This is a genomic window from Dyella sp. (genome assembly GCF_051954575.1).
In the GTDB taxonomy this organism is placed as follows: domain Bacteria; phylum Pseudomonadota; class Gammaproteobacteria; order Xanthomonadales; family Rhodanobacteraceae; genus Dyella_B.
Window position 1 is genome coordinate 1 of sequence record NZ_JBQCHP010000046.1, and the last position, 15,351, is coordinate 15,351.

At 61.7% G+C, this 15,351-nt stretch carries 11 protein-coding genes; 4 read left to right on the forward strand and 7 right to left on the reverse strand.

Features of this window, described 5'->3' with window-relative positions:
• The 7 genes from ACTHNE_RS06745 to ACTHNE_RS06775 form a co-directional block, all read right to left on the reverse strand.
• Positions 1-535 (reverse strand): peptide MFS transporter (locus ACTHNE_RS06745; protein WP_440268829.1); only part of this gene is annotated, 535 nt, incomplete at its 3' end.
• Positions 536-538: 3 nt separating this feature from the next.
• The gene (locus tag ACTHNE_RS06750) at positions 539-1,330 is read right to left on the reverse strand and encodes an N-acetylmuramoyl-L-alanine amidase (protein ID WP_440268830.1); all 792 of its coding nucleotides are present in this window, start codon (positions 1,328-1,330) and stop codon (positions 539-541) included.
• Between the two features lie 2 nt (positions 1,331-1,332).
• Positions 1,333-2,412: a serine hydrolase domain-containing protein gene (locus ACTHNE_RS06755; RefSeq protein ID WP_324946446.1), complete on the reverse strand. Its 1,080-nt coding sequence runs from the start codon at positions 2,410-2,412 to the stop codon at positions 1,333-1,335.
• Positions 2,409-3,848: a serine hydrolase gene (locus tag ACTHNE_RS06760; protein WP_440268836.1), complete on the reverse strand. Its 1,440-nt coding sequence runs from the start codon at positions 3,846-3,848 to the stop codon at positions 2,409-2,411. The genes ACTHNE_RS06755 and ACTHNE_RS06760 overlap by 4 nt, the downstream gene beginning before the upstream one ends.
• A gap of 334 nt (positions 3,849-4,182) precedes the next feature.
• Positions 4,183-5,388 (reverse strand): dipeptidase, encoded by a 1,206-nt coding sequence (locus tag ACTHNE_RS06765; protein ID WP_440268831.1) that lies wholly within the window; start codon positions 5,386-5,388, stop codon positions 4,183-4,185.
• Positions 5,389-5,452: 64 nt separating this feature from the next.
• Positions 5,453-8,476 (reverse strand): TonB-dependent receptor, encoded by a 3,024-nt coding sequence (locus tag ACTHNE_RS06770; RefSeq protein WP_440268832.1) that lies wholly within the window; start codon positions 8,474-8,476, stop codon positions 5,453-5,455.
• A gap of 120 nt (positions 8,477-8,596) precedes the next feature.
• The gene (locus ACTHNE_RS06775) at positions 8,597-10,081 is read right to left on the reverse strand and encodes a transglutaminase-like domain-containing protein (RefSeq protein WP_440268833.1); all 1,485 of its coding nucleotides are present in this window, start codon (positions 10,079-10,081) and stop codon (positions 8,597-8,599) included.
• Between the two features lie 314 nt (positions 10,082-10,395).
• On the opposite strand from ACTHNE_RS06775, the gene ACTHNE_RS06780 reads away from it, so the two are divergent.
• The 4 genes from ACTHNE_RS06780 (at position 10,396) to ACTHNE_RS06795 (ending at position 15,285) form a co-directional block, all read left to right on the forward strand.
• Positions 10,396-11,844 carry a C40 family peptidase gene (locus ACTHNE_RS06780; RefSeq protein WP_440268834.1) on the forward strand — a complete coding sequence of 483 codons (1,449 nt, stop codon included), beginning with the start codon at positions 10,396-10,398 and terminating at the stop codon, positions 11,842-11,844.
• 34 nt (positions 11,845-11,878) lie between these two features.
• Complete coding sequence (locus ACTHNE_RS06785; protein WP_324942083.1) at positions 11,879-12,979, forward strand: dipeptide epimerase; 1,101 nt, start codon at positions 11,879-11,881, stop codon at positions 12,977-12,979.
• A 1-nt stretch (position 12,980) separates the two neighbouring features.
• A complete protein-coding gene (locus ACTHNE_RS06790; protein ID WP_324942080.1) occupies positions 12,981-13,838 on the forward strand; it encodes a MurR/RpiR family transcriptional regulator in 858 nt (285 codons plus the stop codon).
• 307 nt (positions 13,839-14,145) lie between these two features.
• Positions 14,146-15,285, forward strand: coding sequence for an NAD(P)/FAD-dependent oxidoreductase (locus tag ACTHNE_RS06795; protein WP_440268835.1), 1,140 nt, complete (start codon positions 14,146-14,148; stop codon positions 15,283-15,285).
• Positions 15,286-15,351 lie beyond the last annotated feature (66 nt).

Consider the following 15,351-nt stretch of genomic DNA (forward strand, 5'->3'; position numbering starts at 1 on the left):
CGATACCCGCCATCGCAAAGCCCCAATGCCAGCCATGGCGCTCGCCCAGAAAACCGCATACCAGCGGTGCGACAAAGGCGCCGAGGTTCACGCCGGCGTAGTAGATGTTGTAGGCGATCTTGCCGCGCGGATCGTCGTCGCGATACAACCCGCGAATCTGGCTGGTGAGGCTGGGCAGGAAAAATCCGTTGCCGATCGCGATGACGGCCAGGGCCGGATAGAACAGCGGCTCGAACACCATCATGAAATGGCCAAGCGCCATGGTGGCGCCGCCGATGATCACCGAGCGCCGCTTGCCCAGCCATCGATCCGCCAGCAGTCCACCGAATATCGGCGTGAAATAGACCATCGCGGTATAGGCGCCGTAGATCAGCGACGCGTCCGCCTGCGCGATGTCCAGCCGCTTGGTCATGTAATAGACCAGCAGTGCGCGCATGCCGTAGAAGGAAAACCGCTCCCAGGTCTCGCTGAGGAACAGCACGCTAAGTCCGAGCGGATGCCCCATGAATTCGCGCTGGGATGAGCGGGTTTGCATGGTTCAGCGCTCTCCCGCCACCGTTGGCGTCAGGCAGGTGTTCGCGCCCGACATGATCTGCTGTACGAGGTTCTGCAGGATGCGCGCATCCTGCGCGTCGAGTTCGTCGCCCTCCATGCCGCGAAAATGATGATGAAACGAACTTACGGCAGCAGCACGGTTATCCAGCGAATAGCCGATGGCGGCCAGCGCCATCCACGGATCGAACGTGGGGGGCGCATCGCACAGCGCGCCGCGCGGCCACAGGCCGAAACCGTTCGCGGCCAGCTGCTGCCATGGAAACAACGGGCCCGGGTCGACCTTGCGGCCAGGGGCAAGGTCTTCGTGACCGATGATCTGCGTGGGCGGAATGCGCCAGCGCGTGGTGAGATCGGTCAGCAAGCGCAACAGCGCATCGATCTGCGGCTGGGCGAACGCGCTGTGGCCATCGTTATCCAGCTCGATGCCGATGGAGGCGGAATTGACGTCGGTGATGGTGCCCCAGCGTCCCTGCCCCGCCTGCCAGGCACGCCGCTCATCCGCCACCAGCTGGTAGATATGGCCGTCGCTGCCAATCAGGTAGTGCGCGCTGACCGGGCCACCGCTGTTGCTGCTGCGTAGCGTTTCCAGGCTCTGCTGCACGGATTGCTGCTCGGTGTAATGCAGCACGATCAATACCGGACGGCGCGCATCGTAGTTGGGTGAAGCCACCCAGGTGGCCAGTGGATTGCGTGGCGGCGCATGTGCGCAAGCAGCCAGCAGCAACACGCCTATCAGCGCGGCCATGCGGAAGAATTTGCGATGGATGAACGTCATGCTCAATGGTCCAGGAACGGTGCGGCAATCGCCAGCACGGTACGGTAAGGCTCCGGCGCATTGCGATTGCTGAGCAGGATCACCGTAAGCTGCTGCTTTGGCCAGCGCACGATCACGTTGCGGAAACCGATGCTCTCGCCGGAATGCCAAAGCGTATCGCCGGTGATGCGCCACCCGAAACCATAGTCCGCCTGATAGGACTCGCCCACCACTTTCGCATGCGCGCTGAAGGCCAGCTTGCGCGAGGCATCGCTCAGCAGGCGGTTGTCGTAAAGCGCCGCATCCCACTTGGCCAGATCGTCGACACTGGCGTAGATGCCGCCATCGCCACGCGTTGCGCTGGTGAGATCCTGGTCGGTCAGCTGCCACTTGCCATCGATGTTGCTGTAACCGTAGGCGCGGTTCGACACCGTCCTCGCGTCATGCACATAGAGCAGCGTGTGATCCATATGCAGCGGCGCGAAGATGCGCTGCTTAAGGAAATCCTGCAGGCTCATGCCGGAGGCCTTCTCCACCACCAAACCCAGCAACACATAGCCGGTATTGCTGTAACGATACGCCGTGCCGGGCGAAAAATAGGTGCGCGTGGTGGCGCTGATCATGCGCAGCACGTCGCTATCGTTGAGCTGGCGGGTGGTACCGGGAGGGATCAAGTCTTCGTAATCGAGCAAGCCACCGGTATGGCTTAGCAGTTCGCGCAACGTTACCTGATCCGCAAAGGGCGGCAGCGTAGGCAGCCAATGGCGAATGGAATCGTCGAGTTTCAATTTGCCGTCTTCCACCAGCAATAGCACGGCGGCGGCCGTGAACTGCTTGCTGACCGAGGCCAAACGATAATCGGTGGCAGGCGCGGCGGCGATATGGTGTTCCAGGTCCGCCATGCCATAGCCCCGGCGCAGCAGAATCTTGCCGTGCTTGATCACCAGCAGCGACGCGCCGGGTACGTTGCCGGTATAAGGCTGCATCAGCCGGTCGGCGTTATGGATGGCGCCGGCGCTCGATGCATGCGTCAGGCCAGTGGCAAAGAACAAGGTCATGAGCAAGACGGCGAATCGGCGCGTATCACTATGCGAGGCTTTCATGGGCAGGCTCCGATCCGCTCAAAATGCAGGTCTTCATAGTCGGAACTGAAATCGCCCTGTGGGTCGAGCTTGGCCATGGTCAAGGAAACCGGCTGGCCGGAAGCGGCCGGATGGAAATCGAGCCAGGCATCGGGCGATACGCTACGGTCATCCCAGCGCACAAGATAACGCTTGCCCAGGCGCCGCACCTCGCCGCTGAAACGGGGCGACTTGGTCGACGCCAGATGCATGCGATCGCCACGCGTGCAAAGCAGGATCTCGCCGAACCAGGGATCGCGGTAACGACCGGTCCAGTTTGCCAGTGCGGCGACCTCGGCCAGTTTCGCCGCTGCGCTATCCGGCACCGCGGCGTGGGCGCGCTGCTCCTTGCCGGCATGCTCTACGGCATCGGCATACCACGCCACACCGCGTGTGTCGCCCGGTGTCGTAAAGTGCTTCAGCAGCACCTCGCTCAGCACGGTGCGTGCATCTTCCGCTTCGCCATTAATCATGAACACGAAACCGCTCTGCCGATCGGGCAACAGCATCAGTTCGGAATACATGCCATTCAAGGTGCCGGTATGCCATACCGTCCACACGCCATCGGCGTCGGCCATGCGCCAGCCGTAGCCGTAGGCCATGACGTGGGCGTGATCCCAGCTCTGGCGTTGTTCGGATACCGGGATCAGCATCTGCGGCGATTGCAGCACGCGCCGCTGCTGTGCCGATAGCCATTGCAGTTGCGCCGGCGTAGGCGCCAGCCAGTTGCGTGCCCAGCGCAGCATATCGTCGAGGTCGCAGCGAATGCCGCCGGCCGGCGCGGACGTCATCACCGACGCAAGCGAAGCATCGTGCAACGGGATATTGCGACCGTCTTCGCGAGCATGCGGCTGCGCCACATTGCCACTGCCCTCGCCCACCACGCAGCGAGAAAGACCCAGCGGTTCGAATACTTCGCGGTGCATCAGGGTTTCATACGGCGCGCCGCCCGCAGCGGCAGCGACTTCGCCTGCTACTACGTACAGCAGGTTGTCGTACTGGTATTTGGAACGGAAGCTGTAACCCGGCTTGATGAAGCGCAAGCTGTGGACGATGTCGGCACGCGTGAAGTCGTTGGGCTCCGGCCACAGCATCAGATCGCCGCCGCCTTCGGGCAAACCGCTGGAATGCGTCAGCAGGTCGGCTACCCGCATGTTGGTGGTCACCCACGCGTCGTACATGCGGAAATCCGGCAAGTACTTAGTGACCGGATCGTCCCAATGCAATTTGCCTTGGTCGACCAGGCGTGCGAGCAAGGCGGTGGTCATCGCCTTGCTGTTGGAGGCGATCTTGAATTGGGTTTGTGTGGTGATGTGTTGACCTGAGCCGGCCACGGTTTCGCCGCGTGTGGCGGTGTAGACGACTTTGCCATGCTCGATCACGCCGACGGCGATACCCGGCAGGTGATAGCGGGCCATGATGGCGTTGATGATGGTGTCGTAGGGGTTGGGGGATTGTGCTGCGATGGGAGGCGCGATCAGGCCAAGTGCAAGCAATGCCAAGCCTGTGCTCAGTCTCTTTAGCGATGGTTTCCGTAGCCAAGCGGAACGAGAAATCTGTTTTGCCATACCCCTCCATCCTGCCTCGCCGTCATTCCGGCGAACGCCGGAATCCAGTGTAAATATGCGTCCGAAGGACACCACATAAGGTTTTGAGTGCTTCGCACAACATATTAAAACTGGATTCCGGCGTTCGCCGGAATGACGGTGAGGTATTTATTTTAGTCGTTCGTCAGAAGGGGGTGGCGCCGATTCACGGCTGAGCCTGATCCCGCGCTCCCTGCTCCACCTCACCCCACACACGCAACAAATTCCCGCCCCACAATTTGGCGATATCCGCATCACTGAACCCACGCTTGCGCAACACAGCCGTGACATTGCGCGTCTCGCTCGCATCCATCCATCCAGTAATACCCCCTCCCCCATCGAAATCCGACGCAATGCCGACGTGATCGATGCCAGCCACCTTCACCACGTGCTGGATCTGGCCGGCGAAATCATCCAGGGTCGGCAAGGGATGATTTTTTTCGATTTCCACCATGCCCTTGGCCATCGCCGGCAGATAATCGTGCTTGTCGCTGTCGTACTCGGCATCGCCGTTGGCCTTGGCCACGGCTTGCTGCAAGGCCTTCTCGGCAGCTTCGCGTGCAGGATCGTGCTTCAGGAATTCCTTGTACGCCACCACCTGGATCACGCCACCCTTGGCGGCAATCGCACGCAATAGATCGTCCGGCAGATTGCGGGGATGATCGAGCACGGCGCGCGCACCGGAATGCGAGGCGATGATGGGTGCCTTCGAGTAACGCAAGGCATCCTGCACGCAACGGTCCGAGGCGTGCGAGATATCCACCATCATGCCGAGCTGGTTGGCGCGTTCCACCACCTGCCGGCCGAACGCCGTCATGCCGTGATCGTCCGCGCTGTTCATCGCTGGCTCGCCGTGCTTGGCGTCGGGCAAGGAGCTGCTGCACAAATCGTTATTGCCGACATGCACCAGCCCCACGTAGCGCGCACCACGGTCGTAAGCGGCATCGAGACGGTGCAGATCATGGCCTAGCGAGTAGCTGTTCTCGATGCCGATCATCGCCGACAGCAAACCGGCGCGGTGGTTGGCCATCACTTGCGTGGACGTGGTGGCGAGCCGGATACGATCGGGATACTGCATCAGCATGCGACCGATGCCGTCGTATTTTTCCTCCGCCTGGGCAACCGCCTTGGCGTAGCCTTCGGCGGTGAGCGGGCCTTGCGGCACCCAGATCACGAAGAAGGCTGCGTTGAGCCCGCCGCGTTCCATCTTGCCCAGGTCGACCAGCAGCGGCGTGTTCTTGCCCACGTCGAAACGCGGCTCGCGCATATAGGTGAACGGGATATCGACATGGGTATCGAGGGTGATCGGCGGATCGCCGGCTTGCGCGGCGCCAACGGCCATTCCCAGGGCGAGCAGTGCGATGGATAGCATGCGGTGATCCGGTGATGCGGCGGTTTCAAAAAAACGGCCCGGCGACATGCGCGGGCCGGGGAGGTCAAAAATCCAAAGCCATCATCAATTGCACATAGCGCGGCGGCTGGAAAATCAACGGTTGCAGGAAGGTGCTGCTGATGTCCGAGGAAATGCTGGTCTGCATGTTCTGGTCCACCTGCACCGTGCGTTGCTGATTGAACAGGTTGAACGCCGTGAGCTTGATGCGCAGGTTACCGCCATAGAATGGATGCAGGTAGGTAAGGCTGGCATCGACCGTATACGTCCATGGCAGGCGGCCATAGTTGCCGCGGCTTACTTCGCGATAGACGCGTTGCTCGGACGGATACGGTACGGGGTTGCCGCTTGCATCGACTTGTCCGGGGATAAAACCGCATTTGTCCACGCAAATGTAATAGCTGTAGTAGTTGGTGGCATCGAACGGGTTGCCCACGCCGTAGCTGGTGATCGGCCCGCCGGAGGCGAGATTGAGATCGGCGCCCAGTTGCCAGTGCGGCGTCAACGCATAGGTGCCGCGCGCTTTAAGTTGATGGCGGCGATCGTTGGGCAGAAAGCCGTTGGCGAGATTCACATAAGGGTTGTCCCAGTTCTCGGTGCGGCCGGTGTCGGCAAAGTCGGTATCGGAATTGACCGGGCCTTCCGCGTTGCCGCGGTTCCAGGAAATCGTGTACGAAACGTTGAGCGCCCATTTCTCGTCCCACGCGCGATCGACCTGGAACTCCATGGCAGCGTAGGAGCGCCTGGGCTTTACCCAACCGCGCTGCCCCAGGTATTTGCCATCAGCGTCATACATCGCCCAGCCGTACTTGGAGGTGTCGATGGTGATCCAGCCATCGGCCTTGCCGGTGCAATGCGTATCGCCCCACACCGTCACGTTCTTGCCCGGGTTGGCCATCACCCAGCCCACGTAGCCGTCGCCGCCGCATTGCGGCGTGGCGCTGATCTGCATGTCGTCGATCGCGTTGTGCATGCGCCGATAAATGCCGCGCACACCCCATGACCATTGCGGGGTAAGCAACTGCTGGAAACCGAGGATGGCCTCGTCCTGGTATACCGGATCCATGTTCCTGGACACTTCGGAGCGGAAATCGCCCACCGTGCCGTTGCCCTGCGACTCATCGACGGCCCCGAGCTGTGGGCCGAGCTTGGGTATCACATAAGGCACGCCGTTGAGGGTGAGCGTATCCCAGCCACCGAAGGCGTAATAAGTGCGGCGATCGAGCAAGCCGCCGGCCTGCTTGATGTTGATCACGTTCGCCACCGGCAGGTAGTAGCGGCCGAGATTGCCGAACAGCTTCATGCTGGCGTCGCCACGTACATCCCAGGAGAACCCAAGGCGTGGCGCGATCTGCTTGGTGATCTTGATATAGCTGGCGCCGTTGGCCGCCTCGTTGTTGAAGCTGTCGTTGCGCACGCCGGCGTTGATGACCAGGTTCGGCGTGACCGACCAGTTGTCTTCCAGGTACACCGCCGAATTGATACTGGGAAAGGTGCCGGCAATCACGTACTGGCGCGCGCGCACATAGCCGTCGTAGCCGGGCGGCACCACGCCGCCATTGGGAATGCTGCTGCCGGGCGAGGCGGCATAGACGTTGTAGTAGTAGCCATCGGGGCCGGCGTAGTGCTGCGCGTACACCGATACGTTCTTCTCGTGGTCGTAGCCGAAGCGCAGCAGATGGCTGCCGAGTGTCCACTCGAAGTCGGCGCGATACTGCGTGCGCGTATCGGTGCGTGCATACACGGTGGAGCTGGTGGTGCAGCCCAATGCTGCGCCGGGCGGATACTCGGCCAGGATGTCGTTGGTGGCGACCACGCGATTGCAGGCCTCATCCAGCTGCGACACGGTATTGGCCATGCGCTGGTTGCGGCCGAACATCAGCTTCATAGAAAAATCGTTGGTGAGATAGCTGCTCCAGGTCAGCGCCCAGTTGCGGCCACCGGTCTGGTTGTGCACCACATTACTGCGCTTGCCGCGCGTGTCGCTGCCGTAGTCGTATTCGTAGACATCGGCGGTGTCGCGATCCCTGTCGGAGAACGCCATCAGCGACAAGGTGTTCTTGTCGGTGATGTTCCAGTCGATGGTGGCGCCCCAGAAACCGTTGTTGTCATGATGGTCGTTCATCACCTCGCCAAGATCGTCCGTGCTGTTGTACGGATGCTGGCGCCGCTCGTACATGGCGAAGAAAAACAGCTTGTCCTTGATGATGGGGCCGGAGGCCCACAGGTTGGTCTTGTACAGCGACTCGCCATCGCGGTCGGCAGTAATGTAGCGATTGCCGCTGGCGTCGTAGCGGTTCTGCGCGGCGGAGCGCCAGTCGTCCGGCTCGATGGTTTCGGTGATGCCGTACTTGAACGTATTGGTGCCCGAGCGCGCCACCGCGTTGACCACGCCACCGGTGGTGCGGCCGAACTGCACCGAATAGCCGCCCGTTTTCACCTGGAATTCCTGGTAGAAATCGAACGGCGCCTCGGAGAAACCGTTGCGGTTATAGAAATCGGTGACGTTGAGGCCGTTTACGTAGAACGCGTTCTCGGCAATCGACGAACCGCCGAAGGAAATGCCGCCGAAGCCGGCGTTGCCCTTGACCACGCCGGGTGCAAGTTGCACCACCGAGGCCACGTTCTGTTCCACCGGCAAGCGCAGCAATTGCGCATGGGTGAGGTTGGTCGCCGACTCCGTCGATGTGACATCGATCACCGGCAAGATGCTGCCTGCCACGTTGACGGTGCCCAGCTCCTTCACATTGGGCTGCGTGCCCACATCGATGGTAGTGGTGTTGCCCAGGGACACCGTGACATCTCTCGTTTCGCCCAGTGTCTTGCCCGCGCTGCTGGCGGTAAGCGTGTACTGGCCTACCGGCAGGAAGGGAAAGCGATAGTTGCCGTGCTCGTCCGCGACGATGGTGCGCGTCAAGCCGGTAGCCGTATTGGTGATGGTGACCGTGGCATTGGCCTGGGTATGCCCCACCACCGCACCGTCGTTGTTGCCTGCCATCGCCTGCGCCGACAAGCCAAGGCCAATGGCCACCGCCAGCACAGTCTTGAGGAAATATCCCCTGTTGCCCATATACCCTGACTCCCGATGGATGCGTTAGCAGTGTTGATGAATGGACCTGATCAGCTTCGAACCTCGATTAAGACGTTTACTTCGCGCTTGTCGTCCCGGCGAACGCCTGGGTGAAGAGCTTTACGAACTTGCGTTTTCCTGCACCAGCTTCCATGCAAAGTCGTAATGCCACTGGTCGTAGTAGAGGTTGCCGCCACGCCACTCGACTTCGCCCCGTTGCGAATCCACGGTGTCGGAACGAAAGAACTGTTTGGCCGGCACCAACGGCTGGCCGTAATCGCTGTTGAAGGCGATGCGGTAAGCATCCAGTCCGCCGAGATAGAACCATTCCAGCGCTGCGTCATCGGATGGTTTTGGATGCAGCCGCCCGAACGTGACATCCACCGGCACCCAGCCATAAGGTTCGAGATAAAGCTCGCCCCAGTCGTGGATGTCGTTGTAATCGCCCTCGGCGAAGATCGCGCCGGATTGCCAGCGCGCGGGAATGCCGTTCATGCGCAGCAAGGTGATCAACAGCAACGTCTGCTGCCCACAATCGCCGTGGCCTGCATGTAGCGTGTAATCGCTGATGTTGCCGATGGTGGAATATTCGCGCGCGCCGGCCCATGGAATCTCGTCCACCGCGGCGAACAGTTTCTGGGCGATGCGATAGGGGTTCTGCTCGTTCCCCACCACTTGCCGCGAGAACAGGCGCAGCGGCTCAGTGAACGTGATATGCGGCGGGCGTTCGTCCACATACGGCTTCAGTTCCGGCGTAAGTGCTGCAGGCACCACTTTGGCCGGATCGATCGGGTGATATTGCGCATAGATGGTGAGCTCATAAGTCACCGAGAACGTGGTGGGCTTGCCGGCCTGCGCCGGCTTTTCGAAGTAAATCGTGCGTTGCGGTGTCGTGTCCGGTGCGATCTGATGCTGCGCCGGTTCGCTGCTCACGTAGCGGATGTCTTGCTGCTGCCCAGGCAATGCGCGCGGATACGGAATCCACGCGCGAAGGGTCTGTCCGGCGGGCACCGCATCGGCATCCACCTTCAACGTCTGGGTAATACGCACGCGATGCGGCGCCACGCTGGTGCGCTGTTCGGCCAGCGCCTGCTGGCGTACGGTGCGGTGATGATCGCCCAGTACCTCCAGCGGACTGTCGTCGAACGGTGTGGGATGGGCACGCCGCGCAGCAGCTTCGGCGCTCAGGCGAAACAGGTTGGACGAATCGCGCTTGAAATACAGCACGCGGCCATCGATCACCATGCGTTCAAGCAGGCCTTGGTCGTCCCAGCGCGTGAATTCGTCGTCGCGCAGATCGGGAATCTGCTTGCGCAGGCGCGACTTGATGGCATCGGCATCCAGCGTGAAGTCGAGCAGGATGCGGCGCATGCGTTCGCGTTGGAATAGCCATGCATCACGTGCGGCAGCGTCCAGCCTCGGTTGCGCCAAAGCCTGGTCGATGGCCGCATTGGCCGCCTTGAACTGCCCCGCGTCGACCATTCGGCTTACGTCGTCCAACGTGCCGGCTGCCACCGCCCAGGATGCCATCAACATGGCCAGCGCCATCACCAGGCGAAACCGGCACGGCATGGTCTTGCATGTACTGCCCGACGCCACCTGCATGAGAAGACTCCCGCCGCGCCCCGGCAGGTTGTGTAACACGCTTGCAATCGGCGGTCAATAATTTATTCTTTGACTAGGCGAGTTAGGGAATAAATATTTTTCGTCGACAGCCCTGGGCTCCAAGGTGGCGTCACGCCGCCGGTTCCGGGCAGGAAGGAGAGAGGGTGTTTGCTTCAGCCTGGTCAGCTTTCGCCGCCACGGCGTGCCTCGCCGCACGATCCTGCGGTGACGCGCAAGCGCTGCGCGCGCGTCGTTTCATTGGAAAATACCCGCCGGCTATCCGGCCGCGCAGGAGAGAAACGATGGCCCGCAGCATGTCCCTCTTCGCCATTGTTCTCGCACTGGCACTGTCGCCGCTATCCATGCGCGCCGCGGATACGCTGCCGATTCCTCCGCACGGTGTGCCGGGCATCAGCGACGCGCAACTGAGCCCTGATTTCTGGATCGGCCTGCAAGCGCATCCCGATCAGCCCATCTTGAGCCGCGCCGACATCGATGCGCAGAACGCCAGGCTGCTGGCGCAAGATTCCACCATGCACGACCTGGCCGCCCTGCCCGCCAGCTTGCCGCGTGCGCAGGTGACGGCCTGGATCGAGCGCATGTCCAAACGCCCCGAGCGCAGCTTGTACGACGTGCACGGCCAACCTGTTCCCGCCAGCACGCTGGACAGCCTGGTCAACGACGTGGCGCTCGACACCATTCCCGCGCAGCAAACCGTGCGCTATGGCCTGGTGGTGCAACGCGCCGCACTGCGCAGCTTTCCCACCACGCTACGCGTCTTCAGCCATCGCGGCGACACCGATATCGACCGTTTCCAGGAAAGCGCGGAATTTCCCGGCACGCCGGTGGCGATCATCCATACCAGCCGCGACGGCCAATGGCTGTTCGTGCTGAGCCCGCGTTACGCGGCCTGGATGCAGCGGCAATCCGTGGCGATGGCGCCGAAGGATGTGGTACTCGGCTACGCGGCGAAAAAACCGTATCGCATCGTCACCGGCGATAGCGTCCGCACCGTGTTCACGCCTGAACAACTGGCGGTATCGCAACTGCAACTGGACATGGGCACGCGCGTACCGCTGCTGCAAGGCTTGCCGCCCGAGCAGCCGGTCAACGGCCAGACCGCGTATGCCGCGCACGTCTTGCAATTGCCGGTACGCAAGGACGATGGCAGCCTTGAACTGGTGCCCGCGCTATTGCAGAAAAACACCGACACCGCCGCCGACTACCTGCCGCTGACGCCACGCCAGCTGATCACGCAGGCGTTCAAGTTTCTCGGCGAGCGCTATGGTTGGGGTCACTCCTATGACGGGCGCGATTGCTCCGGTTTCGTCTCCGACGTCTATCGCAGCATGGGCGTACAAATGCCGCGCAACACCGGCGACCAGGCCAAGAGCCCCGCCCTGCCGCATCGCCTGTTCACCGACGCCGACAACCACGAGGCACGCCTTAAAGCGGCGCTGCAATTGCAGCGTGGCGACCTGGTCTACATTCCTGGTCACGTGATGATGGTGCTGGGCCAATGGCAGGGGCAGCCATGGGTGATCCACGATGTGGGCAGCATCAGCTATCGCAAGCCCGACGGCACGGTGGCCGAGATCAATCTCAACTCCGTCTCCGTCACGCCCCTGCTGCCGCTGCTGTACGGCAAGGACGGCAAGGACGGCAAGGACGGCAGCAGCTTTATCGATCACATGACCAGTATTGTGTATCTGGGTGAACCTCAGCGCGAAAACGCAGCCGTGCATGCGCGGGCCTCCAAATAGTGCGACTTACCGAATCACATAGACGCCGCAACCCATGAAAATCACCAACATCCAATTCGGCATGCTGCGGGTACCGCTGAAGACCCCGTTCAAGACGGCGCTACGCACCGTCAACCAGGTGGACGACATCGTAGTGATGATCACCACCGATACCGGCCACACCGGTTATGGCGAAGCGCCTGCCACCGCGGTGATCACCGGTGACACGCATGGCTCCATCATCGATGCGATCCGTCACTACATCGCCCCGCGCCTGATCGGCCAGGACATCGCCGACCTCAATCGCCTCACCCAGCTGGTGCAGTCGTCGATGGAGAAGAATTCCAGCGCCAAGGCAGCGGTGGAAATCGCGCTGTACGACCTGTGGGGACAGCTGTATAACGCGCCGCTCTACAAGCTTCTGGGTGGTGGCGATCCGGTGATCACCACCGACATCACCATCAGCGTGGATTACATCGACAAGATGGTGGCCGATGCCATCAGCGCAGTGGATCGCGGCTTCGGTTCGCTGAAGATCAAGGTGGGCAAGGACATCGGCGTGGACATCGAACGGGTCAAGGCCATCTACGCCGCCGTCGAAGGCCGCGCGCTGCTGCGCCTGGATGCAAACCAGGGCTGGACCGCCAAGCAGGCCGTCTACGCGCTGCACACGCTGGAAGATGCCGGCGTGAAGCTGGAACTGGTCGAGCAGCCGGTCAAGGCGCGCGACCTGGCCGGCATGCGCTACGTCACCGAGCGCGTGCATACGCCAGTGATGGCCGACGAAAGCGTGTTCGGGCCGATGGAAGTGATCGAACTGATCCGCCTGCGCGCCGCCGACATCATCAATATCAAGCTGATGAAAACCGGCGGCATCTCCAACGCCATCCGCATTGCCGACATCGCCGCCATGCACAACGTGGAATGCATGATCGGCTGCATGCTCGAATCGGCAATCAGCGTGGCCGCCGCCGTACACGTGGCGGTGGCCAGAGCCGATGTAATCACCAAGGTGGATCTGGATGGCCCGTCGCTGTGCCAATACAACCCGGTGGAAGGCGGCGTGATTTTCAACGAAGCGGAAATTTCCGTCACCGATGCACCGGGCTTGGGGATCCGCGAGATCCGCAACCTTGTCACTGAAGCCGCGGCCTGACATGTCGCCCCTGATCAAGATCCGTTCCGAGCGTGACCAGATGTCGGCGGTGGAGCGCCGCATCGCGGATTTCATCCTCGACAATGCGCAACTGCTGCGCGACTACTCCTCGCAGCAGTTGGCCAATGCCTTGGGCATCAGCCAGTCCAGCGTGGTGAAGTTCACGCAGAAACTGGGCTTCAAGGGCTACCCGGATCTGAAATATTCCGTTGGTGAAGCGATTGCTCGCGCCCTCAACGGCGACAGCGAGGAAGCTGCCACCCGCAGCAACGGCGACACTGAAGAATCGCTTGCCGGCAACCTGTGGTGGCTGAAATCCGAGGCCGAGGAAGCCACCCGGCTGATCAATCCGCCGCAGGCATTGCTCGCCGTTACCGAAGCCATCGGCCACGCCGGCGACAGCGGCAAGGTATTCGTCATCGGCCTGGGCGAGGACGACGTCCATGCGCGAAGTTTCGCGCTAAAGCTGTCCTTGCTCGGCATGCTTACCGTGCACAACTTCGATACCGCGAGAATGATCGCCAACGCATCGGCGGCAGGCCCTGATGATGTATTGGTGGTGTTCTCCGAACATGGTAACCACCCTGCCCTGTGCAAGATCAGCCGCTACTTCCACGAACGCCGCGGCCGCGTGATCAGCGTGACCCGCCACACCGCCAATCCCTTGCGCGCGCTGGCCGATATGGCCTTGCTGGTCTCGGCACATGACGATAGGCCGTATATCCAGTCGTTGCTTTATCAATCGGCCTTGCAGCATTTGCTGGATGGTGTCTTCGTGCGGCTATGCGAAGCCGATGCCGTGCGACGCACGCGGTGGATGGCGAATCTGGAACGCATACAGCAAGTGCTGGAGCCTTGAATGGATGGCGATGCTCGCGGAATACGTTCCCTCCCCTGCTTGCAGGGGAGGGTTAGGGTGGGGTGCGAGCGTAGCGAGCGGCAGGAAGCCGATATCGCAGCAAGGTACATCTTCTTACCGGCAAAAAGATCATGGAGCAATTTGGCTACGCGCTAAAGCCCAAGCAACCCCACCCCAGCCCTCCCCTGCTACCGCAGGGGAGGGAGCAGATCACGGCATGCATGGCGTCAGTAGCCTATGTCAGCGTCATGCGCCTAATGCAAAGCTGATCGCACGTTGCAAATAAAAAAAAGGACACGCATCCCCCATGCAAACCCAGCACTTCGATGCCGTCATCATCGGCGCCGGCATGGCCGGCACCTCGGCCGCATGGTTCCTTGCACCCTATGCGCGCGTGCTGTTGCTGGAACGCGAAGCGTGGCCCGGCATGCATGCAACGGGTCGCTCGGCAGCGTTGTTCAGTGAAACCTACGGCTCCGCCCAGGTACGCGCACTCTCGCGCGCCACGCGTCCGTTCCTGGAAAAGCCGCCAGCCGGCTTTACCGAACATCCCCTGCTTTCACCACGCGGCACGCTGATGATCGGCAGCGCGGAGCAAACCGAACAAATCCACGCCCAGTACCAAACCATGGCGCCGCATACGCGCGACCTGCGTCTGCTCGATGCAGCCAGCGTGCAAGCCATGGTCCCGGTGCTCAAGCCCGAGGCCGCGCAATCGGCCCTGTTCGAACCGGGCGCCGCCGATATCGACGTCAACGCACTGCACCAGGGTTTCCTTCGTGGCTTGCGCGAACAAGGTGGCCGTATGCTGACCGGCATCGACATCAAGGCCATCGAGCGCACGCAAGGCGCATGGGAACTCCATGGCGGCGATACCCTGTTTCGTGCACCGCTGCTGCTCAATGCGGCAGGCGCATGGGCCGACGATGTCGCACGGCTCGCCGGCGTAAAACCGCTCGGCCTGCAAGCCAGGCGACGCACCGCCTTCCTGTTCGAGCCGCCCGCAGGCATCGATACCGCGCACTGGCCGTTCGTGATGGATATCGGCGAAACCTTCTATTTCAAACCCGACGCCGGCCTGCTGCTTGGCTCACCCGCCAATGCCGACGACGTGCATCCGCATGACGTGCAACCGGAAGACTTCGATATCGCGCTGGGCATCGATCGCATCGAAGAAGCCACCACGCTGACCATCCGTCGACCGACGCGCAGCTGGGCCGGCCTGCGTACGTTCGCCGCTGACGGCAACCTGGTTGGCGGTTTCGCTCCTGATGCGGAAGGCTTCTTCTGGATCGCCGCGCAAGGCGGCTACGGCATCCAGACCAGCGCGGCGATGGGCGAAAGTTGTGCGCATCTGGTTCTTGGCCGGCCGCTGCCGATGCATCTGCAGGATGCCGGCATATCGTCGGCGCTGTTGGCGCCGAGACTTCACGACCCGTCGCAGTGAGAGCCGCAGATCATTTCTGGTTGACGAGCTTCTCGAGCGCCAACGTTCGCTTGATCAAGTCATCCA

Coding starts and splice junctions, on each gene's coding strand:
- ACTHNE_RS06750 (WP_440268830.1), bottom strand. CDS start 1,330: ATGACGTTCATCCATCGCAAATTCTTCCGCATGGCCGCGCTGATAGGC.
- ACTHNE_RS06755 (WP_324946446.1), bottom strand. CDS start 2,412: ATGAAAGCCTCGCATAGTGATACGCGCCGATTCGCCGTCTTGCTCATG.
- ACTHNE_RS06760 (WP_440268836.1), bottom strand. CDS start 3,848: ATGGCCCGCTATCACCTGCCGGGTATCGCCGTCGGCGTGATCGAGCAT.
- ACTHNE_RS06765 (WP_440268831.1), bottom strand. CDS start 5,388: ATGCTATCCATCGCACTGCTCGCCCTGGGAATGGCCGTTGGCGCCGCG.
- ACTHNE_RS06770 (WP_440268832.1), bottom strand. CDS start 8,476: ATGGGCAACAGGGGATATTTCCTCAAGACTGTGCTGGCGGTGGCCATT.
- ACTHNE_RS06775 (WP_440268833.1), bottom strand. CDS start 10,081: ATGCAGGTGGCGTCGGGCAGTACATGCAAGACCATGCCGTGCCGGTTT.
- ACTHNE_RS06780 (WP_440268834.1), top strand. CDS start 10,396: ATGTCCCTCTTCGCCATTGTTCTCGCACTGGCACTGTCGCCGCTATCC.
- ACTHNE_RS06785 (WP_324942083.1), top strand. CDS start 11,879: ATGAAAATCACCAACATCCAATTCGGCATGCTGCGGGTACCGCTGAAG.
- ACTHNE_RS06790 (WP_324942080.1), top strand. CDS start 12,981: ATGTCGCCCCTGATCAAGATCCGTTCCGAGCGTGACCAGATGTCGGCG.
- ACTHNE_RS06795 (WP_440268835.1), top strand. CDS start 14,146: ATGCAAACCCAGCACTTCGATGCCGTCATCATCGGCGCCGGCATGGCC.